General features: G+C 64.3%; 18 protein-coding genes. 7 read left to right on the forward strand and 11 right to left on the reverse strand.

The window, feature by feature from the left end; genetic code table 11:
• Positions 1-11 precede the first annotated feature (11 nt).
• From ACZ5MJ_RS32105 to ACZ5MJ_RS32140, 8 genes are all read right to left on the reverse strand, one after another.
• Positions 12-1,010, reverse strand: a complete 999-nt coding sequence (locus ACZ5MJ_RS32105) for a 2-hydroxyacid dehydrogenase (protein WP_464225122.1) — start codon at positions 1,008-1,010, stop codon at positions 12-14.
• Between the two features lie 20 nt (positions 1,011-1,030).
• Positions 1,031-1,975: a sugar kinase gene (locus ACZ5MJ_RS32110; protein WP_464225123.1), complete on the reverse strand. Its 945-nt coding sequence runs from the start codon at positions 1,973-1,975 to the stop codon at positions 1,031-1,033.
• Positions 1,972-2,760, reverse strand: coding sequence for a sugar phosphate isomerase/epimerase family protein (locus ACZ5MJ_RS32115; protein WP_464225124.1), 789 nt, complete (start codon positions 2,758-2,760; stop codon positions 1,972-1,974). The genes ACZ5MJ_RS32110 and ACZ5MJ_RS32115 overlap by 4 nt, the downstream gene beginning before the upstream one ends.
• Positions 2,757-3,491 carry an amino acid ABC transporter ATP-binding protein gene (locus ACZ5MJ_RS32120; RefSeq protein WP_464225125.1) on the reverse strand — a complete coding sequence of 245 codons (735 nt, stop codon included), beginning with the start codon at positions 3,489-3,491 and terminating at the stop codon, positions 2,757-2,759. Before ACZ5MJ_RS32120 ends, ACZ5MJ_RS32115 begins: the two co-directional genes overlap by 4 nt.
• Positions 3,478-4,128: an amino acid ABC transporter permease gene (locus ACZ5MJ_RS32125; protein WP_464225126.1), complete on the reverse strand. Its 651-nt coding sequence runs from the start codon at positions 4,126-4,128 to the stop codon at positions 3,478-3,480. The genes ACZ5MJ_RS32120 and ACZ5MJ_RS32125 overlap by 14 nt, the downstream gene beginning before the upstream one ends.
• Positions 4,125-4,883: an amino acid ABC transporter permease gene (locus tag ACZ5MJ_RS32130; RefSeq protein WP_464225127.1), complete on the reverse strand. Its 759-nt coding sequence runs from the start codon at positions 4,881-4,883 to the stop codon at positions 4,125-4,127. Before ACZ5MJ_RS32130 ends, ACZ5MJ_RS32125 begins: the two co-directional genes overlap by 4 nt.
• Before the next feature lie 54 nt (positions 4,884-4,937).
• Complete coding sequence (locus ACZ5MJ_RS32135; protein WP_464225128.1) at positions 4,938-5,741, reverse strand: transporter substrate-binding domain-containing protein; 804 nt, start codon at positions 5,739-5,741, stop codon at positions 4,938-4,940.
• A 246-nt stretch (positions 5,742-5,987) separates the two neighbouring features.
• Positions 5,988-7,043 (reverse strand): LacI family DNA-binding transcriptional regulator, encoded by a 1,056-nt coding sequence (locus ACZ5MJ_RS32140; protein WP_464225129.1) that lies wholly within the window; start codon positions 7,041-7,043, stop codon positions 5,988-5,990.
• A 299-nt stretch (positions 7,044-7,342) separates the two neighbouring features.
• Between ACZ5MJ_RS32140 and ACZ5MJ_RS32145 the strand changes: the two genes are divergently transcribed.
• From ACZ5MJ_RS32145 to ACZ5MJ_RS32155, 3 genes are all read left to right on the forward strand, one after another.
• Positions 7,343-8,743 (forward strand): ISNCY family transposase, encoded by a 1,401-nt coding sequence (locus ACZ5MJ_RS32145; protein WP_464223391.1) that lies wholly within the window; start codon positions 7,343-7,345, stop codon positions 8,741-8,743.
• 570 nt (positions 8,744-9,313) lie between these two features.
• A complete protein-coding gene (locus tag ACZ5MJ_RS32150) occupies positions 9,314-9,715 on the forward strand; it encodes a hypothetical protein (RefSeq protein ID WP_464225130.1) in 402 nt (133 codons plus the stop codon).
• 164 nt (positions 9,716-9,879) lie between these two features.
• Positions 9,880-11,922 carry a hypothetical protein gene (locus tag ACZ5MJ_RS32155; RefSeq protein ID WP_464225132.1) on the forward strand — a complete coding sequence of 681 codons (2,043 nt, stop codon included), beginning with the start codon at positions 9,880-9,882 and terminating at the stop codon, positions 11,920-11,922.
• A 121-nt stretch (positions 11,923-12,043) separates the two neighbouring features.
• Here the strand turns inward: ACZ5MJ_RS32155 and ACZ5MJ_RS32160 are convergent, their stop codons facing one another.
• Together ACZ5MJ_RS32160 and ACZ5MJ_RS32165 are read right to left on the reverse strand one after the other, a co-directional pair.
• Complete coding sequence (locus ACZ5MJ_RS32160) at positions 12,044-12,754, reverse strand: DUF746 domain-containing protein (protein WP_464226668.1); 711 nt, start codon at positions 12,752-12,754, stop codon at positions 12,044-12,046.
• 91 nt (positions 12,755-12,845) lie between these two features.
• Positions 12,846-14,435, reverse strand: coding sequence for an efflux transporter outer membrane subunit (locus tag ACZ5MJ_RS32165; RefSeq protein ID WP_464225133.1), 1,590 nt, complete (start codon positions 14,433-14,435; stop codon positions 12,846-12,848).
• Positions 14,436-14,685: 250 nt separating this feature from the next.
• Between ACZ5MJ_RS32165 and ACZ5MJ_RS32170 the strand changes: the two genes are divergently transcribed.
• From ACZ5MJ_RS32170 to ACZ5MJ_RS32185, 4 genes are all read left to right on the forward strand, one after another.
• Positions 14,686-15,900, forward strand: coding sequence for an efflux RND transporter periplasmic adaptor subunit (locus tag ACZ5MJ_RS32170; RefSeq protein WP_464226670.1), 1,215 nt, complete (start codon positions 14,686-14,688; stop codon positions 15,898-15,900).
• Between the two features lie 52 nt (positions 15,901-15,952).
• Entirely contained in the window at positions 15,953-19,123 is a 3,171-nt protein-coding gene (locus ACZ5MJ_RS32175; protein ID WP_464225134.1) for an efflux RND transporter permease subunit, read from the forward strand.
• Between the two features lie 234 nt (positions 19,124-19,357).
• Positions 19,358-20,908, forward strand: coding sequence for a sensor histidine kinase (locus ACZ5MJ_RS32180; RefSeq protein WP_464226671.1), 1,551 nt, complete (start codon positions 19,358-19,360; stop codon positions 20,906-20,908).
• Positions 20,909-20,918: 10 nt separating this feature from the next.
• On the forward strand, positions 20,919-22,151 hold the full coding sequence (locus ACZ5MJ_RS32185) for an MFS transporter (RefSeq protein WP_464225135.1): 1,233 nt from the start codon (positions 20,919-20,921) through the stop codon (positions 22,149-22,151).
• 27 nt (positions 22,152-22,178) lie between these two features.
• Here ACZ5MJ_RS32185 and ampC read toward each other — a convergent pair whose 3' ends face one another.
• Positions 22,179-23,378 carry a class C beta-lactamase gene (gene ampC, locus ACZ5MJ_RS32190; protein WP_464225136.1) on the reverse strand — a complete coding sequence of 400 codons (1,200 nt, stop codon included), beginning with the start codon at positions 23,376-23,378 and terminating at the stop codon, positions 22,179-22,181.
• Between the last annotated feature and the right edge of the window lie 183 nt (positions 23,379-23,561).

Here is a 23,561-nt window from a genome sequence, read left to right on the forward strand (position 1 = left end):
TGCGGGGAAAATCAGGCGGCTGCCTGGGCGCCCTGGGCAGCTATGGCCGCCAGGTCGAAGCGCGCAGCGGGTTGCCGCCCGGCGAGCGCGTCCAGCAGGTTGCGCGTGGCGAGTTCGGCCATGGCACGGCGGGTCTCATGGGTGGCAGAGCCGATATGGGGCAGGGCGGTCACCCTGGGATGGCTGCGCAGCGGCGAATCGTGGGGCAGGGGCTCGGTGGCGAAGACGTCGAGCCCGGCGGCGCGCAGGTGGCCGCTGTCGAGCGCCGCCAGCAGCGCGTCTTCCTGCACGATCTGGCCGCGCGCGCCGTTGACAAAGATGGCGCCCGGCTTCATCAGCGCAAACTCGCGCGGGCCCATCAGGCCACGCGTGCTGTCGGTCAGCGGCAGCGTGACGGCGACGATATCGGCCCTGGCCAGGGCATGGTCGAGTTCCACCCGGGTGGCGCGCCCGACCAGGTCGGGCGGCTCGGCGGCGGTCTCGTTGACGTAGATCACCTCCATGCCGAAGCCAAGCGCCGCGCGGCGCGCCACGGCCTGGCCGATGCGCCCGAAGCCCAGGACTGCCAGGGTCTTGCCGTGCACGTCCCAGCCGAACAGGCTTTCGCCGATATTGGCGGACCAGCGGCCTTCGCGCACATGGGCCGCAAGCTCGACCAGACGGCGGCTGGTGGCCATGATGAGCGCGAAGACGGTGTCGGCGGTGGTCTCGGTCAGTACGCCGGGCGTGTGGCACAGGGTGATGCCGCGCCGGTGCAGGCAGGCAAGGTCGTAATTGTCGACCCCCACCGAAATGCTCGAGATCACCTCCAGCCGGCCCGCTTCGGCCAGTTCCGCCGCGCCCAGCTTCACGCTGGAGCCGATCAGGCCGTGGGCGTTTGCCAGCGCGGCGCGGAAGGCCGGCCGTTGCGCCGGCTGGCGCGGGTCGGCCACGATCACGTCGTGCTCCGACTCGAGCCTGGCGAGCAGGTCGTCAGGAATCGGACGGAACACCAGAATATTCTTGCGCATGGGTAATCCTTGCTGTGGCTTCACAAACCGGCGGCCGCCAGTTGGGCATGGGTCGGCAGGCCTTCGGTATCGCCCCGCACCTGCACCGCCCGGGCGCCGATCCAGGCGCCGCGCCGGACGGCGTCGCCTACCGGGCGGCCTTCCAGCAGCGCGCTGATCACGCCCACGGCAAAGCCGTCGCCCGCGCCAACGGTGTCGACCACACGCTCGACGCCAAACGCCGCGACACGGCCGGTGCCGGCCTCGCCGTCAAAGTAGGCACCCTCGGCCCCCAGCTTCACCACCACCAGGCTGGCGCCACGGGCGCGGTAGAAGGCGGCAATGCGTTCGGGCTCGGCATGGCCGGTGAGGAAGCGGCCTTCTTCGATGCCGGGCAGCACCCAGTCGCACTGGTGCGCCAGGTCGTTCAGGGTGTCGCGCATCAGTTCGGGCGTTGCCCACAGCGTGGGCCGCAGGTTCGGGTCGAACGAGATCGTACGGCCAGCGGCCCGCATGGTGGCGATGGCCTGGCGCGTGGCCGCCTGCGTGCCTTCGGCAAGCGCCGGGAATACCCCAGTGACGTGCAGGTGCCGCGAGCGCCGCAGCCAGCCGTCGTCAAGGTGGCCCGGGTGCATGCGGCTCGCCGCCGAGCCGCGGCGGTGGTATTCGACAGGCGGATCGCTGCCGTCGTCGACCCGGCCTTTGAACTGGAAGCCGGTGCGTTCGCCGGCCTCGCACACCACCTGGCTGCAATCCACGCCTTCGCGCCGCATGGCATCGAGCAGGTAGCGCGCCATCGAGTCATCGCCCAGGCGGCTGGCCCATCCGACCTTCAGGCCCAGGCGCGACAGGCCGATGGCCACATTGGTCTCGGCACCGGCGGTGCGTTTGTGGAAGGTCTGCACGCCTTCGAGCGGGCCGGCTTCGCCAGCCACCAGCATCAGCATCGCCTCGCCCAGCGTGACCACGTCAAGATCGGCACTCATGCGGGGATCTCCGCCGAACGCAGCAGTTCGACATGATGGCGCGTGACCTGTACCAGGTCATCGCCTTGCAGCGGGAATTCGATGGCGCGGGCGACGTCCGCGGGCAACCGGCGCAACACGCTGCGCCATGGTGCGGCGGACTGCTCCAGCGGCACCGCGATCCATTTGGCGAGCGTGCGCTGCACGCCTTTGCAGTGCACATAGCCGACGTCGGCCGCGAAGACCTGTGCGGCATCGAGCGGATCTTCGCCGGTCCAGTGCCAGTTACCCATGTCGAAGGTCATCGGTATGGTCGCGCCGAGCGCCCTGGCACGCGCAAAGAAGTCGCGCAGCGGCGGTACGGTGCCAGCGCTGGCGGTCTGGTCGTTTTCCACGACCAGTTCGATGCCGTCGTGCCGCAGCCAGGGGAGCAATGCCTCCACTGCCGTGCCTTCGCGATACCCGCCAAGCGACATCTTGACCCGGCTGGCGCCGAGCGCCAGCGCGGTCGTGAAGGCGCGGTCGAGCGCGGCGGCATCGAGGCTGCCGGCTTCGCTCCACAGGCCTTCCGGGCTGGACCAGACCACGCTCAGGCCGTGCTGCGCCGCGACCTCGCGCTGTTCCCTGAGTTCATTCGCATGGCCGCGCTGCAGTTCGCCGCGATATTCCACGCCATCGGCGCCGGCCGCCGCGGCGATCCGCGCCAGTGCCGCTTGCCCGTCTCGATGGGCAAGGTGGGCGCCATAGGCCGTCAGCGAAATCAGCACCGGCGGGCGCGCGCAGTTCTCTGCTTGCCGCTGGCTCATTTCAGGGCTCCCGCGCTGAGGAACTGCTGCAGTTCCGGCGTCCGCGGCTGTGCGAACAGCGCCTTGGACGGGCCCGCTTCGTGCACCTTGCCCTGGTGCATGAAGATGGTGGTATGCGCCATGCGGCGCGCAAACTCCATCTCGTGCGTGACCAGCACCATGGTCATGCCGGAGGCGGCCAGGTTTTCCATGACGCGCAGCACTTCCGCCGTCAGCTCGGGGTCGAGCGCGGAGGTGACCTCGTCGAACAGCATCACCTTGGGCTCCATCGCCAGCGAACGGGCGATGGCCACGCGCTGCTGCTGGCCGCCCGAGAGCTGCTCGGGGTAGCAGTCCTTCTTTTCCAGCAGGCCGACCTGGGTCAGCACCCGGTCGACGATGCCGTCGATCTTGCTGGCGGCCATCTTCTTCACGATGGACGGCGCCAGCGCGATGTTCTCGCCCACGGTCAGGTGCGGAAACAGGTTGTAGCTCTGGAACACCATGCCCACGTCCCGGCGCAGGTCCAGCAAGCGCTTGCGGTCGTGGTCGAGCTTGTGCCCGGCGACGGTGATATTGCCGGCGTTGATTGTTTCCAGGCCGTTCAGGCAACGCAGCATGGTGCTCTTGCCGGAACCGCTGCGGCCAATGATGGCGACCACCTGGCCGGGCTCGATCGCGAACGAGACGCCCCTCAGGACCTCGACGTGGCCATATGACTTGTGCACGCCCTGTGCTTCAACGATGGACATGGAGCCTCCTTTCCATGCGCCTGGCCGCCGACGACAGCGGGAAGCAAAGCGCGAAGTAGATAAGTGCGACGACGACAAAGACCGCGAAGGGCTGGAAGGTCGCGTTGTTGATCAGCTGGCCGGCGCGGGTCAGTTCGATGACGCCGATGATGGAAGTGATCGAGGTGTTCTTGACCAGCTGGACCGAGAACCCCACCGTGGGTGGCAGCGCCAGCCGGACCGCCTGCGGCAGCACCACGTGGCGCAGTTGCTGCCAGCGGGTGAGGGCGAGCGCCTCGCTGGCTTCCCACTGGCCTTGCGGCACGGCCTCGATGCAGCCGCGCCAGATCTCGCCAAGATAGGCGCTGGCGTAGATCGACATCGCCAGCATGGCTGCGACCATCGGCGACAGCCTGAGCCCGAGCACGGAGAGCCCATAGTAGCTCAGGAACAGCACGATCAGCACCGGGGTGCCCTGCACGACCTGGATATAGGCGGTGCTGGCCAGGCGCAGCAGGGGGCTTCTGGAGGTACGCGCCAGCGCCACCATGAAGCCGGCCAGAGTGCCGCCGGCGAAGGCGAGCAAGGTCACCCAGAGCGTCCAGCGTGCCGCCAGGAGCAGGATTTCAAGATGATTCCAGGAGAATTCGGTGATCATTCCGCGCTCCCTGCAACCGCTGCCGTTAGCTCCGCCTTAGCCAGGGGGACGAGCGGAGCCGTGCGGGCCAGCTTTCGTGCGCGCGCCACCACGCGACGGCGCCTGAACACCAGGTTGCCGATCAGGGCGAACATGGCGCGCAGCAGCAGTGCCAGGCCGATATAGATGAACATGACCAGGATGTAGCTCTCGAAGGTGCGGAAGGTCTGCGAATCGACCTGGCTGGCGACCGCCGTCAGCTCTTCCACGGAGATCGCCGATACGACGCTCGACGTCAGCATCATCAGCGTGAACTGGCTGGTCAGGGCCGGATAGACCTTCTCGAAAGCCGGCACCAGGGCCACATGGCGGATCAGCTGCCAACGCGTCATGCCCAGCGCCGCGGCGGCTTCGAGCTGCGAGCGGTGGACCGCCTGCAGGCCGGCCCGGATGATTTCCGTCGAGTAGGCGCCGAGGTTGACGGTCATGGCAATCACCGCGGCGGTGACCGCGTCGATCTGCAGGCCAACAGTGGGCAAGCCGAAGAAGATGATGAAGAGCTGGATCAGGAAGGGCGTGTTGCGGATGGCTTCGACATACGCCCTGGCGGCGCGCTGCAGCCACGGGCCGCCAAAGGCGGCGGCAATGGCGCCGGCGGTGCCGACCAGGGTGCCAAGCAGGATCGAGCCGAAGCTGAGCGCCAGCGTCATCGCCGCGCCTTCTGCGAAGCGATCCAGCTGCGACAACACCGGCGTCCATTCGAATTGGTAGTGCATGGGGGTCTCCTGGCGCGCCGGCTGGCGCCGGCGCGCAACGTCAGGCAGCCTGGTTCAGAACACTTGCAGCGCGGGCAGCGCCTTGCCGGTCCACTTCTGCGCAATGGCATCGAGTTCGCCATTGAGCTTGACGTAGGAGATGGTGGTGTTGAGCCACTGGCGCAGCTCGAAGGCGTCGCGGCGTACGGCCATCGAATTCGGTTGCACCGAGAAGGCGAACTTGGCGTCGAACTTGCCGGCGCCGCGCGCCTTCATGATCTCGTTGCCGGTGGTGTTGGGCAGGGCAATGGCGTCGACCTGGTTGCTGATCAGCGCCTGCGCGCAGGTGGCGTCGTCCTCGAAGCGAACGATATTCATGCCGGGTACGGCCAGCCGGGTCAGCGCGGTGTCCTGCGTGGTGCCGCGGGTCACGCCCACCTTTTTCTTGCCCAGCTCCGTCAGCTTGCCGTACTTGGCGGCGACGGGCGCGAAGATGGTCAGCTCGAACGCGCTGTAGGGCGCGCTGAACATGATGGCGCGCGCCCGCTCGGGCGTTGGCGCCAGCGTGGCGACCAGGAAGTCGACCTTGCCGGCTTCCAGCGCCGGAATCCGGCTCGGAGAGGTGAGCGGGACGATATCGACCGGCACGCCGAGGTACTTGCCCAGCAGGTTGGCCACGTCGACGTCATAGCCGGCGGGCTTGCCAGTGGCGTCCGTGGTGCCGAAGGGCGGGGCACCGGTCACCACGCCGATGGTGACCTTGCCCTTCTTGACGATCTCGGCGACGGTCTGCGCCTGGACGGTGAAAGCGGCGCTGGTCAGGACCAGCAGAGTCAGCACGGGCGCGGCTACGCGGCGCAACAAGCGTTGGACGTTCATCAATGTCTCCTGCACGGTTATGGAATGTGTCGCTGGCGTCGCAGCGGTTCGGCTAGCATTGTTTGAAACCGGTTTCAGGATTATAGGAAACCGGTTTCAGAGATCCAGCAGTGGAAACCCTTACGGGCGAAACAACGTCCGGGCGGAATGCGGAACAGGCACGTTCCCGTACCCGCTGGCCGTGCGCAGCGGATGCGGGCGTGGATCAGGGCGCGCGGCGGACGCCGGGCGCAGCAGGGTCAGGGATCAGGCGCGGCGGGTGGACCCGCGTGTGACCAGTGTGCCGGGCAAAAGTACCCGGCGCGGCGGCAGTTGCGCGCCTTGCAGGCGCTCGATCAGGCAATTGGTGGCGACGCGCCCGATGTCGTCGGTGGGCTGGGAGATGGCGCTGAGGCCAGGGCCAACCAATGCCGCCCATTCCGGGTCATCGAAGCCAATCAGGCCAAGGTCGGTGCCAAGCTGCCACCCCAGCCTGGCGGCCGATGCGGCCACGCGCAGCGAGATCACCGCGTTGGCCGCCAGCACGGCAATGGGCGCCTGGCCGGCACGACGGCGCAGGTCGCGCAGCGCTTCATCCAGGGCATCGTCGTCGCCCCGGTGCGCTTCGAAAATCGTCCCGCCAAGCGAGTCCGCGTATTCGGAGATATAGCCCTGGAAGGCGCGGGCCCGCTCGTTGCGTGAGCTGATGGCCTTGATCGGCTCGCTGATAAAGAGCACTTGTCGATAGCCGGCTTCGACCAGGTGGCCGGCAGCTTCATGGACGGCGGTCAGATTGTCGAGGGCCACGAGGTCGACTTCCGCATTGCCAACCTTGCGATCGACCAGTACGACTGGCTTGCCCAACTGCGCCGCGTCGGCCAGGGCGCCGGCATCGTGGCCCAGCGTGTGCAGGATAAAACCCTCGACCCGGTAAGCCGATAGCGAGCGAATGGCTTCGCGCTCCAGTTGCTCGTCATTGCCGAGGTTGAACAGCATCACCATATAGCCGGCGTCGCGGCAGGCCTTCTCGACGCCGCGCAGCACAGCCACCGAGAACGAATTGGAAACATCCGCCACCACCAGTCCGATCAGGCGCGACTTGCCGCGCTTGAGACCCTGTGCCATGGGGCTGGGGCTATAGCCGAGCGCGCGGATGGCGGCGGCCACGCGCGCCTCAACGTCCGCGGACAGTTGCTCGCCGCCCCGGTTCAAGTAGCGCGATACCGTTGCCTTCGAGACGCCCGCATAGTCAGCAACGTCCTGGATGGTGAGCTTCTCTGCTGCTTTCAGAGGGGACGCAGGTTGGGTCACATGGTGGGGCATAGGCGTGGGGTCTCGCTGAAACCAGTTTCACGATTATGCCTCGGGACTGTCAGGATTTGCTAGCGCCGGGGATCGGCCCACGCGCCGCAGCTGGGAACCTGGATATATGCCTAGTCAAGTTCCAGTCGTGGTCGGTATGTCTACCCTTGTGGCAAATTTAACATAACACTTATTATGCGAAGTTTGTCTGTAGCGGCAAAGTTGTAATGTCCGGTTTTAGCAAAGTTGAAATGTCCGCCTGAGGCGCCTGTTCGTGGTATTCAGCCTGCCCGGTTGAATGCATAAAAGGACGCCCGGCGATGGCTGGAACCGAGGTCATTACAGTAAGCATGCGTGAGTTAGACAGGCTCAAGACCGTCCAGGCGGTCGTGGATGGTCAATTGCGGCCCGGGGTGGCTGCCGAACGATTGGAGATCACGGACCGGCAATTCCGGCGGCTGCTGGAGCGTTACCGGCTGGAAGGCGCAACCGGGCTGGCTTCTCGCCGGCGCGGTCGACCCAGCAACAATCGCATGCCAGCGGACCGCGAATCCGTAGCCCTCAGCCTGATTCGGGAACACTACGCCGACTTCGGTCCAACGCTGGCGGCCGAGAAGCTGCGCGAGCGCCATGGACTGACGTTGTCCAAGGAAACAATCCGCCGACTGATGACGGCAGCCGGCCTGTGGGTGCCGCGCAAACAGCGGCCGCCGAAGGTCTACCAGCCTCGTAACCGGCGCGCCTGCTATGGCGAACTGATTCAGATTGATGGCTGCGATCACCGCTGGTTTGAGGAGCGTGGGCCAGCCTGCACGCTGCTGGTTTATGTCGACGACGCCACCAGCCGGATCATGGAGCTGCGCTTTACCCATTCGGAGGCCACGTTCACGTACTTCGCCGCGACCCGCGCCTATCTGGAGCGCCACGGCAAGCCGGTGGCGTTTTACAGTGACAAGGCCAGCGTTTTCCGGGTCAACAAACAAGGGGCGACCAGCGGCGACGGCCACACCCAGTTTGCCCGGGCGTTGTTTGAGCTGAACATCGAAGGCATCTGCGCCAACAGCAGCCAGGCCAAGGGCCGCGTCGAGCGGACTCACCTGACCCTGCAGGACCGGTTGGTCAAGGAGCTACGCCTGCGTGGCATCAGCACCATGGAGGCCGCCAATGCCTTCATGGCGGAGTTCATCGCCGACTACAACGCGCGCTTTGCCAAGGTGCCGCGCAATAACCACAACGCCCATCGGCCACTGCGACCGGATGAGAATCTGGATCTGATCTTCGCTTGGCGCGAGCCACGCTGCGTGTCCAAGAGCCTGACGATCCAGTACGACAAGATGCTCTACCTGCTGGCGGACACCCCGGAGCACCGCAAGCTGGCCGGCCGCTACATTGATGTCTATCACTACCCGGATGGCAGGATCGAGCCGCGGGCGAATGGCGCCGCCCTGCCCTATACCACCTATGACCGGCTGTCGGAAGTGGACCAGGGAGCGATCGTGGACAACAAGCGCCTGGGACATGTGCTGCAGATGGCCCAATACGTTCAGGAGAAGCGCGACAACACACGGTCACTATCTGTGCCTGGCACGGAGGGGGCTCCCCGCAAGCGAGGACGACCGCCCGGCAAGAAGTCGCAGCGATCGCTGGGCCAGAACGATATGTTGGAAGCTCTGAAACGGTTGCAAGAGCAGCCGTGGCCACTTAACGGAACGGAGAGCTAACCTCAGCTTGCGACTGGCAGTTCAACGCGGCCCTGGCAGGACGGCTTCACTCTGAGCTGGACTCAGTCGTGTCAGGCCAGCACCACCGCCCTACGGGAACCCCAAAAAACTGAACAAACAAGACGAAAAGTCACCGGACAACCGGACATTTCAACTTTGCTGGCGCCCGGACATTTCAACTTTGCCTAGACATTGTCTTGTTAGACCCAAATAGTAATGTCGCTTATAGCCAGATTCAAATGTCCGAGTTTTGGCAAGGTACCCTGTACGGCCGCAGCCTGCCAGGGAGCCGCCATGCGACCGGACACGATCACCACGACAAAGCACCAGTTGGATCGTCATAAGGTCCCGCCGGCGCAAACGCGCATTAGTTCAATTCCATTGTTCCAATTTTGCAGAACAGTGCATTGCTTCGATAAGGGTTTCCCCTAGCCGTCGTCTCGTCTACATTTCCTTGACCCGCCAGCGTTCCGGCCGCGGCCCTCCCGGCCATTGCGGGCCGGAGCCAGGCAGCCGCTGCGGCCGCTTCCGGCGCGCCGCCCCCAGCCAGCAGCAAAAAGGAGTCCTAACGTGAGTGCTATCCTCGAAGCCCTGTTCGCCAAGCATGTCGGTAACCCCGATCACAGCGTTACCGCGCTAAACCATCAGGAAATCGTTGTCGCTCTCTCAGCACTCGTCGCCGAGCAGCAGGTCGCCGTCCTACACATGCTCTATCCCCGTACCGACGCCCGCACGCACCGCAGCCTGGACGCTCTCGTCAGCGCCCTGCACGGCCACGGACTGCATGAGGTGGCCGACCTGATCGCCAAGGAAACCCACTACCTGGTGTTCCGCGACCCATCCAAGGCATGGCAGGCCTTCCAGGAAATCCGCCATGATTCGCTGGCGATCGGGGTGCATCTCTTTTACAAGGGTGCGACGGGTGATGAGGCGGAGCGGGCGCTGGATAAGGACGCGCACCGGAAGGGGTGAGGATCGATATCGCGGCAGAAATGGCACGGTCGGCCTGACCTTTGAATCTGGCTGGCCGCCGGCAAATCAGAACGTCCCAGGCACAGATTGTCAGGGGGATGGCAGCCCTGTATGCGCTGCCGAACTGAACCCCACCAGGATGGCTGCCAACGTGGAACTGGCGGATGCTTGCGCAATTGCCGACCTTTCCACCAGCAACCTACCGACTGATGCCAGGGAAATCCTTGCCAGCGCACGGCGGCATTCAACCGCGCGCGGCGCGCCATGTTTCCAGCCGCCGCGGCCTGCACCTGGTGGTCGCAGCCTGCGCCGCCATTGCGCTGTGGGGCTGCGATCGTGACGGTGATCGCAGCGCAGCCGTGCCGGCCGCCCCCATGCCCAGCGCTTCGGCCGCGCCGCGCCCATGGTTCGATGACATCCTGGATGCCTCCGGCAAGCTGGTGCCCGACGCCTATGTCGCCATTGCTTCGGACTTCAGCAGTGAAGAAGCTATCGCCTATCGTTATGGCCCGGCAAACACGAAACCGTTGGCGGCGCCCTCTTACTGGCAGCCCGGCGACAAGACCTTCTATCCCCATGGCAATGTCTGCTATCAGAAGGAATTTCCCAAGGACAAACTGAATACCAACCTCAGGATCATTTACCAGTTGGGCGCGCTGGATTGTTCCAGGAACGATTTCGGCAGCAACATGGGCGACGTCATATACCGCGCCGATACGCCGTCGGACCCCGGTGTCACCTCCCTGCTGACGCTTGACCTCAGCGCCGGCACGATTGCCGAGAAACCGCAGCTACCCTGGGTTTACGGCCATGTTTCGACCGATCCCCAGTTGAAAAATCATATCGCCGCCAATGGCGGTGTACTGCCCAGGCGCCCGATTGCCATGGGCCGGTGCAGTGAGCACGATTGCGCCCAGGCGCTGATCGCCTTTCAGAACGGCTTGATCGCTTCGGTCGGCAGCAATACCGCCTCTCACTCGGCCTCGGTGAAGCTGCCGGCGGGCAAGATCCCCACCGCCATCGCAATTACGACCAATTCCGAGTTTGCGCTGGTGACTGTCTGGGACACCAAAGACCTCAAAGGCCAGGTGGCAGTGCTGGCGCTGGGCAGTCTTGCAGACGGCAGCAAGGTGGGCGGGCCTTACGATCCCAGCGCGGGATCCTGGCCGGGTCTGTACCCAGGCCTGAGGAACATGTCCAATTTCATCTTTATCAAGCTTCTGGGTTTTATTGATCTGCCCGAGATGGTGGCGCCAACGGGTATTTCGGCGGTGACTGATTTTGGCGTGATGCAGGACAACCGCACGCAAGGATGGCTGATTGACCCGGTTGGGAACCGGGGCGCCAGCCTGACCATGACCGAGGTGAACCCGGCCACCAACAGCATCAACCAGAAGAGCTTCACCCGCGCCGGCATCAACGGGAACCTGGTTTCCCGGGCCGGCATTGCCGCGGTGATTTCAAAATCCGAGAAGAAGGTCATATTCCTGAACCTGAAACCCCTCTTCGACAAGGTCAACAACGCCTATTTTGAAGGCAGCAATGCTTCGCTGCGATCGACCCTTGCGAACACGGGCCTGGGCGATACGCAGTGGCCCCCGGTTTTTGCCGTCGACAACTATGCGCCGACCGTGATCAAGTCGATGAACCTGCCTGACAGGCCGACGGTGGTAAAGGTCTCGATCCTGCCGAATCCCGGCCGCGCCTGGGTCGCAACCGAGGACGGGAAGATCCGGGCGTTCTCCGTGGCAGGCGCCCAGTCTGGGCGGAATATGGATCCCAACCTGATCAAGGAGATGCAGAGCCTGCAGGTCGGCAAGAACCCCACCAGCATGAGCCATCATGTGATCGTCGGGCTTGGCAACTCGAACACCAAGCTGTGGGTGGTATCCCGCGGCGCGCAGAAGATCCAGCTTGTGGATCTGGTGAACCTGACCATCGAGAAGACGCTTCAGGACTCGCGCATCGTTGATCCCATTACCGTGGATGAAACCCAGCAAAATCCCCTGCTGACCAGCGTGATCACCATTGCCGATTACACCGGCAGGCAGGTGATGAACTACCGGTACGCGCCGATTGCCTTGCAAGGCGGCAACAAGCCGCTGCATATCGGCATCGGTGAGTCGGGGAACGAACCGTTCGAGTTTGGCGGCGCCTATGCGGTGCCTGGCAAGCCGTTTGATTTTACACAGAGCAATGTGCCCTGAGCGATCCTGCCCTCCGACGGTCTGGATCGCCGCAATCTGGTCTTCCTTGACGCCGGACTTGAACTGCAGGAACGGCGAGAACGCGGCACCATTGTTTCAACGATGGCTTTACGCCGTTCTGCTACCCCTTTGCAAGGCTGCGCGCCCGCTCACATAGCGGGCAAACGCGCATCAACAATGGTGCATTGTCAGCGACGTGCGGGAAAGCGCCCTCACCTTCCACCAGCACGCACCTGCAGCCCTGCGTCGGGACGACTGGCCGCTCCAGCGCGCTGCCAGGCGCCACCGCATAGCGGACGCCAAGCCGCGCGCGACGCTCCCAACTGCCCGTGGGGTCCAGCGCAAGCAACCACAAGCGCGTCTGTAGCGACCAGTTCAAGACCGTTTCGTGCCGGATGCCGAGTTGCCTTGCACATTCGGCAACCGAAATGGGCTGCGATATGAGATGGAAGTACGCCAGCATCTTGTCTGGCGACTTCAGCCTGGCCATCGGGGTATCGGTCACCCGGTTGAATCGGCGTTGACAGTGATCGCAGAAGAACTGTGGCAGCCCACTGCCATCCACGCCGTCATAGCGAGTCCCACCGGCATGGCAGCGAGGGCAACGCACAGGGCGACGACTGCGTGTATGCAGCTTGCGCCAGGCCGATTGCAGGAATGCCGCTAAATCGTGGTTGCTCCCGTCCTGAGGATGGGATGGCCGAACATGCAGCAGCGCTGTGGCTTGACGGGGATCGCTCGGATAAGCCAGGTCCGGCGCGTTCGTCAGAACGGCGGCGTGAGAAATGCCGGATCCCGAATGGACCCGCGATTGTCGTTGAGGCCGACTCATTAGACGATCAAGGTTTGGAGTAAGAGGCGCGGGGCGAGTGATGGCGAAGGGCTGGATTTGCGACACGGTAGCGAGATCGCCGTCGCGCTCGCTATTTGCTGGCTGGCTGGGCACCAGGCTCCGCGACTGCGACGTCGGCTGCCCGGTTCCACCATCCCCCGCCTAGCGCCTGGAACAGCGCGGCCGTGTCACCGAAGCGCGTGGCCTGCGCCTGCACCAGCGTAATCGCCGTCTGCTGATAGGCGTTTTCCGCGGTCAGCAAGGCCAGATAGTTGACGTAGCCAAGCGCCTGCTGTTTGCGCGTGAGTTCGAGCGAAGTCTTGGCCGCTTGCTCGGCCGCCACGGCCGCGTTCAGGGCATCGGCGTCGGCGTGGAGCGCGTGCAGCGTATCCGCCACGTTCTGAAGTGCGGTCAGTACCGTGCTGCGATACTGTGCCGCGGCCTGGGCCAGGGCGGCCTCGGCGCCACGTTGCCGATGCATCAGGGTGCCACCGTCAAACAGCGTCTGGGCCACGTTGCCGGCCAAGTTGAAGAACTGCCCCGAAGGCCAGAACATCTGGTTGAAGATCGACGCATTGCCGCCCCAGGCCGCACTGAGGGAAATCTGGGGGAGGCGCGCTGCCACGGCCACGCCGACCTGTGCGCTGGCCGCATGCAGTTGTTCCTCGGCCGCGCGGATGTCGGGACGCTGATCCACCAGCTGGGACGGCAGGCTGACGGGCAGGTCATCCGGCAGATTGAGGGAGGTCAGCGTAAATGTCTCTTCCACGTCCACGTCAGGCGTGTTGCCAACCAGGACCCGGATCAGGTCCCGCGTCTGCGCCAGCTGCTTCTCCAGCGGGGGAAGCAATTGCTTCGCCTGCGCCAGGGCCGTTTCCTGCGCTGCCACATCGAGACCCGCCGCAGCGCCGAGCTTGAGCTGTGCCCGCATGATCTCGAGCGAGCGGGTATTGGCGGCGATGATGCGATTGACCGCAGCGATCTGGTCCCGCACTGATGCCTCCTGGATCGCCGCGGCGACCACATTGGAGGCCAGCGTGATATAGGCGGCCTCAAGCTGGAAGCGCTGGGCTTCCGTTTGCGCCTTGAGCGATTCCACCGCCCGCCGGTTTCCGCCGAAGACGTCGGGCACGTAGCCGACCGTCAGCTGGGCGCTGTGCCAGTTGTAGATCACTGGCGTGGGCTCCGGGGGCGCGGTGTCGGTCTGCCCCGTCTGGATCACGCTTCCGTTGCCTTGCAGGCCCGGCGAGTTACCGCCCGTGTTGCCTGAAATCTTGATGCGCGACGGCGTATAGCTTGCCGAGACCGTGGGGAAGAACAGGCCGCGTTGCGCGTACACGTTCTCCTGGGCCTGGCGCAGCGACGCCTTGGCGATGTCAATGGTTGGGTTGGCCTTGAATGCCTTGCGGATCAGCGAGTCGAGCTCTGGCGAGCGGAACAGGGTCCACCATTCGGCGGGGATATCGCGCCCAGTGCTGAACGTTTGCGCTGCCCCGGCGATGCCCGGTGCGGAGGCGGTCGATTGCGGCAGCGGTGCCGGCGCATAGTCGGTGGCTTTAGGCGCTTCCGGACGATGAAAATCCGGCCCGACCGCGCAGCCGCCGGCTGTTATGGCAGCCAGTGCCGCTGCAAGTTGAACCAGTCTCTTTTTGGTTCCGCATTCAACCGGGTGCTTGTGCATCTTCCTCACCTACATCGCCTTTCTTTTCGAACGCTTGGTCGACCGATTCAGCCTGTTCGCCTGCACGGCTGGTGCTACCAGCGGCATCTCTCCCACCATGACCGCAACGCGCGCCTATCTCGGTCAGGGATGGCCTCGCGGCGATTCTATGCGTGAGCGGTTTGGCCGCGTACTGTCATTGATCACAGTAGACGGGCACTCCCCGGCGCCAGCATCATGCGGAAAATTCTTCTCGTTTGGGGGTCCAGTCGTGCGTCTCGATGCAAAATCCGCCGCCATCGGGGGCGGCGCCGCCGCCATCGCTGTGGCGGGCTTGATGTTCGCGTTCTCGGCCTGGACACAGCCGACCGCCCTGTACGGCCCGCAGCCGGAGCCGGGTCGCACCGGACCCTCGGCGGTTACGGTGGCTCCGAGAGGCGAGGTGGTCGCCCTGACCGCAACCCAGATGCAGCACGTGAAGGTCACCCCGGTAGAAGAACATGAGTTCGCCAATCAGCGCGAGGCCATCGGCAACATCGATTTCAACCAGGACCGATCGGTCCAGGTGTTTACCTCCTACCAGGGCAAGATTCGCAATGTGTTTGCCAAGATTGGCGATGACGTGGCGAAGGGCAAGCCCTTGTTTGATATCGACAGCCCCGACTACGTGCAGGCCCAGTCCACGCTGATTTCCGCGGCGGGCACGCGCAAGCTGACTACGCAGGCGCTCGAGCGCGCGCGGCAATTGTTCGAGATCCAGGGTATTGCCCAGAAGGACCTGGACCAGGCCATCTCCGATCAGCAGGGCGCCGAAGCCGCCTACAAGGCCGCACGCGATGCGATGGCGATCTTTGGCTCCAGCCCTGCCGACATGGACCGGATTGTCGAGCTGCGCAAGATCAATTCGATCCTGACCGTGGTCAGCCCGATCGCAGGACGGGTTACGGCCCGTAGTGCGCAACCCGGACTACTGGTGCAGCCCGGCAGCGGCACCGCGCCGATTACGGTGTCGGACATCTCCACCATGTGGATGCAGGCGTTCGTCCCCGAAACCGACACCCCGCTGCTGCATGTCGGCCAGCCGGTTCAGATGAAGGCCATGGCATTCCCCGGCCGCGTGTTCGCCGGTACCGTGACAACCATCGGCGCCACCGTCGACCCCGCCACCCATCGCATGCTGGTACGCTCGGAGATCAAGGACCCCAAGCATGAGTTGCGCCCTGGCATGTTCACCTCGTTCGAAATCCGCACCGGCGATGCGAGCCGCTCGCCGGCGATTGCTGCCGATGGCATTGTGCGCGAAGGCGACGGCACCATGACGGCTTGGGTGACCACCGATCGCAAGCGTTTTGTGCGGCGTGTGGTCAAGCTTGGCCAGTCGCAGGACGGCTTGATCCAGATCATCGACGGACTCAAGCCAGGCGAACTGGCTGCCAATGAAGGCGCGCTATTCCTGAGCAACGCCGCCGCCCTCGCCAGCCAATAAGCCGGCCTTTCCAGTGTTGCCGATCCATCAAAGACTCACGAAGAGGTAGACCGTGCTGAGGGCCATTCTCCGGTTGTCGCTGACCCGACGACCGCTCATCCTGTTGTTCCTGCTGGTGTTTGCCGGGGCGGGACTGTTCGCCTTTTCCAGGCTGAACATTGAGGCCTATCCGAACCCGGCACCGGTGATCCTGGAGATTACCGCGCAGGCGCCCGGCCTGTCCGCCGAGGAGATGGAACGCTACTACACGGTGCCGATGGAAGTGGGGCTGGCGGCGACGCCGGGGGTGGAAAGCATCCGCTCGACCTCGTTCTACGGGCTTTCCTTTGTACGCGTGACCTTCCGTTACGATATCCCTTACTACTTTGCCTATACGCAGGCCGCCCTCAGCCTGCAGCAAAACGTCAGCCTGCCCAACAACGTGCAGCCGCAGATCCAGGCATCGAGCCTGGTGGGCGAGATTTATCGCTACCAACTGAAGGGTCCCGAGCACTTCGGCCTGACCAACCTGCGCACCATCCAGGACTGGGTGCTGCAGCGCCGCCTGAAGACCGTGCCCGGTGTCATGCAAGTGGTCAGCTGGGGCGGCACCACCAAGGAGTATGACGTCGAGGCCGACCTGCACAAGCTCGATACGTACAACGTCACGCTGCCACAGATGATTACCGCCCTTGGCAACGCCAATATCAACGTCGGCGGGCGCACCATCAACCTCGGCCAGCAATCGGTCAACATCCGCGGCGTCGGCCTGATCGAGGACGTCAAGGACATCGAGAAGGTCGTCCTCACACAGAGCAACGGCGTACCGGTGCAGGTCAAGGACGTGGCCAAGGTGAAGGTCGGCTTCACGCCCCGGCTGGGCAAGTCCGGGCGCGACAACGAGGACGATGTGGTCACCGCCGTCGTGGTGATGAACCGCACCTTGCAGACCAACGACGTCGTCAGCCGTGTCAAAGCCGAGATCGACAAGATCAACAGCGACGGCACGCTGCCGGCCGGGGTCAAGATTGCGCCGTATTATGACCGCTCGACGCTGGTGTCGGTCACCACCCACACCGTGCTGCACAGCCTGCTGTTCGGCTGCCTGCTGGTGTTCTTTATCCAGTGGATCTTCCTCGGCGACCTGCGCAGCGCGATCATCGTCAGCGTCAACATCCCGTTTGCGCTGTTCTTCAGCATCATCATCCTGGTCCTGCTGGGCGAGTCGGCCAACCTGCTCTCGGTCGGGGCGGTGGACTTCGGCATCATCGTGGATTCCTCAGTGATCCTGGTGGAAAACATCTTCCGCAATTTCCAGATGCCGCTGGCGGAGCAGGCGCGGCTGCTGGCGAGCCGGGATGCCAAGATACTGGGCATGCGCGTGCCGGATCGCCTGAAGATGATCTTTGTCAGCGCGCTGCAGGTGGACAAGGCGGTGTTCTTCTCGGCTGCGATCACGCTGGCTGCCTTCGTGCCGCTGTTCACCATGCAGGGCGTGGAAGGCCAGATCTTCGGGCCGATGGCGCGCACGTATGGCTATGCGCTGCTAGGCGCCCTGATCGCGACGTTCACCATCACACCGGTGCTTTGCACGTACCTGTTGCCCAAGCATATCGAGGAGAAGGAAACGTGGCTGGTGCGTGCCCTGCACCATGTCTATGCGCCGGCGTTGAAGTGGTCGCTTTCCAACAAGAAGGTTGCGGTGACCGTCGGCGCCCTGGCGCTGGTAGTGACCGGGCTGCTGATACCGCGCCTGGGGACCGAGTTCCTGCCCACGCTCGAGGAGGGCAATCTGTGGATTCGCGCCACCATGCCGCAGACCGCCTCGCTCGAGGCCGGCATCCCGCCGGTGGCAAGGATGCGGCAGATCCTGCTCAAGCATCCCGAGGTGCAGACGGTGGTATCGCAGCATGGCCGGCCCGATGATGGCAGCGACGCCGCCGGCTTCTACAACGCTGAATTCTTCGTACCACTCAAACCTTTCGATAAGTGGCCCGCGGGGATGACCAAGGACAAGCTGGTCGCGGATGTACAGAAGGAATTTGCGGACGAGTTTGCTGGCGTCTCCATGAATTTCTCGCAATATATCCAGGACAATGTCGAAGAGGGCTTGTCGGGAGTCAAGGGCGCGAATTCAGTCAAGATCGTCGGCCGCGACCTGGCGGTGCTGGAGAAGCTGGCCGACCAGGTCGAGCACGAGATGGGACAGGTCAAGGGCATCACTGACCTTGGCGTGTTCCGCGTGCTGGGCCAGCCCAACCTGAACATCAAGGTCAACCGGGAGGCCGCGGCGCGTTACGGCCTGAACACAGGTGACGTCAATACCGTGGTGCAGGCCGCGCTCGGCGGCACGCAAGCGACCACGGTGCTCGAAGGCGATCGCCAGTTCGCGCTGACGGTAAGGATGGCGCCGGAGTACCGCGGCAGCATTGACGCCGTTCGCAATATCAAGGTCGCCTACCAGACCTCGGGCGGGAGCAACGCCTACATTCCGCTTAGCGCGCTGGCCGACATCACGCTCGACACTGGTGCCTCGTACATCTACCACGAGCGCAACCAGCGCTACATCCCGGTCAAATTCAGCGTGCGGGGGCGCGACCTCGGTGGCACGGTCGCCGAAGCGCAGGAGCGCATTACGAAGGCGGTCAAACTGCCTGAGGGCTACCACATCGAATGGGCGGGTGAATTCGAAGAGCTGGAGTTAGCCAAGAAACGTCTGGAACTGATCGTGCCGGTCAGCATTCTGCTGATTCTGGTGCTGCTGTATGGCCTGTTCAACTCGCTGCGCGACAGCTTGCTGGCGCTGGCGGGTATTCCATTCGCCATCGCCGGCGGCGTGGCAGCACTGTTTCTCACCGGACTCGACTTCAGCATCTCGGCGGCGATTGGCTTCGTTTCGCTGTTCGGTGTCTCGGTGATGGACGGGATCCTGATGATTACCTACTACAACGAGTTGCGGCAGCAAGGCTTCCAGTCGACCGAGGCCATGTTCCAGGCCGCCCAGCACCGTATGCGCCCGATGTTGATGACGGCCCTCTCGGCCTGCATCGGTCTGTTCCCGGCGGCAATTTCCACTGGTATCGGTAGTCAGGTGCAGCGACCCCTGGCCACCGTGGTGGTGGGTGGCATGCTGGTGGGACCGCTGATGCTGCTGGTGATCGTGCCCGCGCTGCGGATGGTGTTCCTCGGCAAGGACAAGGGGCCGGACGGCGACGGCGCCATCGAGGCAAGCGCTCAGCCGTGATTTTCACCCGTCCCGGGGCGGGCCCAGGGCTCGTCCCGGCAGTTATGCAAAGCCGTCCAGGGCGAACCATCATGACACACGGTCCGTCCAATTCCTGCGCCCGCGAATGCAGCGACGGGGATGGCAGATCCCGAAGCAAGTCGAACTATGGATGACTCGATGCGAGCGACGCCGCGCAAGCCGATCAGGCGCGCGGCGTTGTGGCGGCTCGCCCGCCTGCCCGGTTCCGTGCCGATGCTGCGGCCGATTCGTGTCCGGCTGTCGCTGGTGCTCGTGCTGTTCCTCCTGCTGGTGATCGGGGTGGGAGCCTTTGGCATCGATCGACTCGCAAGTTTTCATAATGTATCTGCCCAGATCAGTGGCCGCTGGCTGCAGAGCAACCGTATCCTGGGCGAGCTCAACAACAACATCTCCGATTTCCGCGGTAGCGAGGGCGATCTGCTGATCGCCGTCTCGCGCACCGACCTGCACGCCGCGGCACAGCAACTGACCATACTGGGCGAGGTCATCTCGGAGGGTGCAATCCGCTACGCGATCATCGAGCACGATCCGACCGAGCTCGCGCTCTTTGAGCAATTCACCACGCAATGGGAGGCATACCGGCGGCTGGCCACCCGCGTCATGACGTTGGCGCGGGCGCGCGAGACAGCCGCGGCAATCGGGCTCTATCAGGGCGAATCGCGGCATGCATTCGACGTGGCCAACCGCACGCTTGACACGCTGACGGCACGCAATATTGCCGGAGCTACCGAGGCAACCGAACGCGAAGCGCTAGCCTATCAGGAAGCCCTCGGCCTGATCGCCGCAGCGATCCTGATGTCGATCCTCCTTGTGATCGTAGCGGTGGCCTATGTCGTCAAATCCATCTCAAGCCCGATCGCGGATCTGGTCGAACGCATGCACCGCATCGCGGATAACGACCTGAGCATCGATGTCCCTGGTGCCGCCAGGCAGGACGAGATCGGAGACATTGCGCGCGCGGTGGTGCGCTTTCGCGATAACACCGTCGAGCTCAAGCGCAACAAGGCAGCGCTTGCCGCCCAGACGGCGGTGCTGCAGGAGACACTCGAGAATGAGCGCCGCATGGCGGAAATGCAGGGTAATTTCGTCACGATGGCTTCACACGAGTTCCGCACACCGCTGAATGTGATCGACGGCCATGCCCAGCGGCTGACCCGGATGAAGGAGCCACCTTCCGCCGAGATCCTCAGTGAGCGTTGTGGCAAGATCCGGGCTGCCGTGCAGCGCATGACCAACCTGATCGACCACCTGCTCGATTCCTCGCAACTGCTGAAAAATGCCACGCTCAGCACGCTGCAACGGACAGAATTCTCCTTGCCGCGACTTCTGGACGACGTCTGCGAGATGCACCGGGACAGTACGCCGACGGCCGTGATCGAGACGATCGTCGACGCACAAGTACCGACAGCCTTTTGCGGCGATGCCGAGTTGCTGTTCCAGGCCTTCAGCAACCTGCTCGGCAACGCCATCAAGTATTCTCCAGAGGGTTCGCCAATCACGGTGCGCGTATCCGGCGAGGCGGACGCTATCCAGGTCGCAGTAACCGATCGCGGTATCGGGATCCCCAGGAAGGATGTCGAGAATCTGTTCGAGCGCTACGTCCGCGGCGGTAACGTGGCGGGCACGACGGGCGCCGGGGTGGGACTGTATCTTGTCAAGCTGGCGGTTGAACTGCATCAGGGGCAGATTTCCGTCGCCAGTACAGAGGGCCAAGGCTCATGTTTCACGGTTCGGCTGAATCGACCATCCGCCTGTTCATCCTGATGATGCTGCTATGACCAGTGGCAGGGGCCGGCTTGCTCGCATCGCACTGCCTGACGGCGTCCACCCCAGTGCCGTGCCGCTGCTCGTTGGCCGCGCGCTCCGCGGCTTCTGTGACGGGTTTATCGCGGTTCTGTTGCCAGCGTACCTGCTGGCGCTCGGCTTCGCGCAACTGGCAGTGGGACTGATCAGCAGTGCCACCCTGATCGGCTCGGCACTTGCAACCATTCTGGTGGGCGTCATCGGGCACCGCTATCCGCAGCGCCGCCTGCTGGTGGCGGCGGCGGCTCTGATGGCCGCGACCGGGATTGGTTTCGCCGGGCTGTCTTCCCTTTGGCCGCTGCTGCTCGTCGCATTCATTGGCACGCTCAATCCCAGCTCCGGCGACGTCAGCGTCTTCCTGCCCCTGGAGCACGCTGGCCTTGCCGATGCGGCTGCCGCCGATGCCCGCACGGCGCTGTTTGCCCGCTACAGCCTGACCGGAGGCCTCTGCGCCGCCATTGGCGCGCTGGCGGCGGCGCTGCCGGACTGGCTCGCGGCACGATTCGGGATCCCTGTCCTTGTCGCCCTGCGAGCCATGTTCATGGTCTATGCCCTGACCGGTGCCGCGCTCTGGTTCCTCTATGCCCGCATGCCGGACCCGCCGCCGCACCTGGCTTCGGCAAGAGTCCCGCTGGGTCCGTCCCGCCGGATCGTGACCCGCCTTGCCCTGCTCTTCAGCGTCGACGCGTTTGCCGGCGGCCTGGTGGTGAACTCCCTGCTGGCGCTCTGGTTGATGCAGCGCTTCGGTCTTTCCGCTGGTGCCGCTGGCCAGTTCTTCTTCTGTGCAGGGTTGCTCAGCGCAGGCTCCCAACTGGTTGCCGCGCCGCTGGCTCGCAAGTTCGGGTTGCTGAATACGATGGTGTTCACCCATATTCCATCCAGCGTCTGCCTGATCGCAGCCGCGCTCTCCCCTTCCCTGGCAGCGACGCTGGCGCTGTTGCTGGCACGCAGCGCCCTGTCGCAGATGGATGTGCCGACCCGGACCGCCTATGTCATGGCCGTGGTGACGCCGCCGGAACGGCCGGCGGCTGCAAGCCTGACCGCCGTGCCCAGAAGCCTGGCTGCCGCAATCAGTCCGACGCTTGCCGGCGCACTGCTGGCCGTCGGCTGGGTCGGAACGCCGCTGGTTGCGTGCGGCGTGCTCAAGATTGCCTATGACCTGGCGCTCTTCCGCGCATTCCGGCGCGTCAAGCCGCTCGACTGACCTGGCTGAACGGCTTGCATATCGCCATCATTCGGACCCCGCGGCGCGGCCGCCGCCAGGCACCTCCTCCAGCGCCGCCAGTATCCTGAATGCCGCCTTCACCCGCTCCGCCACCGGGAAGTTCCTGTTCGCCAGCATCACGACCCCGATGCGCTGCGCCGGCACATAGACCACATAGGCGCCAAAGCCATTGGTCGAGCCGGTCTTGTTGACCAGCGTGCTGGCGGATGCGGACAGCGGCGGCTCCAGCCGGGTCACCGGGTTGGCCTCGAACACCACCTGCGGCGCGCTGCCGGCCAGTACGCTGTCGAGCCTGGCAGGCCAGGCATACATCTCCCAGGCCAGCCCTTGCACCATGTCGCCCACCCTGAAGTATCCGGTGTGGGTGCCGGCGATCGCTTGCTGCAGCCTGGCATCCAGCCCGGCGCTGTTCATGTTGGCTTCGACAAAGCGGATCATGTCGGCCGACGTGGTCTTCACGCCGTAGGCTTCGGCATCCAGCACGCCGGGCGTCACGCGGACCGGCTTGCCGTCATTGGCATAGCCATAGGCGTAGTCGCCCATGCGCGCCTTCGGCACCGTGATATAGGTGCTGCGCAGCCCCAGCGCCGGGAACAGGGTCTTCTCCATCAGTGCATCGAACGGCTGGCCCATGCTCCTGGCGGCCAGGTAGCCGAACAGGCCGATGCTGGGGTTCGAGTATTGCCGGTGGGTACCGGCCGCATACCTGGGACGCCAGTTCCTGAAGTAGTCGACCATCTTGTCCATATCGGTGACGGCATCGGGAAACTGCAGCGGCAGCCCGCCCGCCGCATACGTGCCCAGATCCAGCAGGCTGGTCTTGCCCAGGCTGCTGCCGGCAAGCTGGGGCAGGTACCTGGCTGCGTTGTCGGTGAGGGACAAGGCGCCGCCGGCCTGCGCATAGGCGGCGAGCGTGGCGGTGAAGGTCTTGCTGATGGAGCCGATCTCGAACAGCGTGTCGGCGTCGACCTTGCGTCCGCCCTCCTTCGCGGCGACGCCGTAGTTGAAGTAGTACTGCTTGCCACCGGCCGTGACCGCCACGGCCATGCCCGGCACGTTGTGCGCCGTCATGACCGGGAGGATGGCCTCGTTCACGGCGCGCTCGAGCCCAGCCTGATCGACGCGGTCGGCAGCGTGGGCACTGGTGCCGCAAAGCAGGGCCGCGGCGGCGAAGGCCCAGATTCGTTTTGGGAAAAGCTTTTTCATATCAGACACTTAGTTTTGGACGTCGCAGCCAGGACTCGGGGCAGATGCATGCATTCGAAGCATGAGTGCGCTGGCATGGCGCAACCGGAAATCTGCCCAAAGCACGGGAATATACGAGACTTTACCGCGTGCATAAACGCCACCGGGATCACGCCGGCAGCATCTCCTGTCCGGATCGCACCC

The organism is Cupriavidus sp. LA-1 (assembly GCF_055385985.1).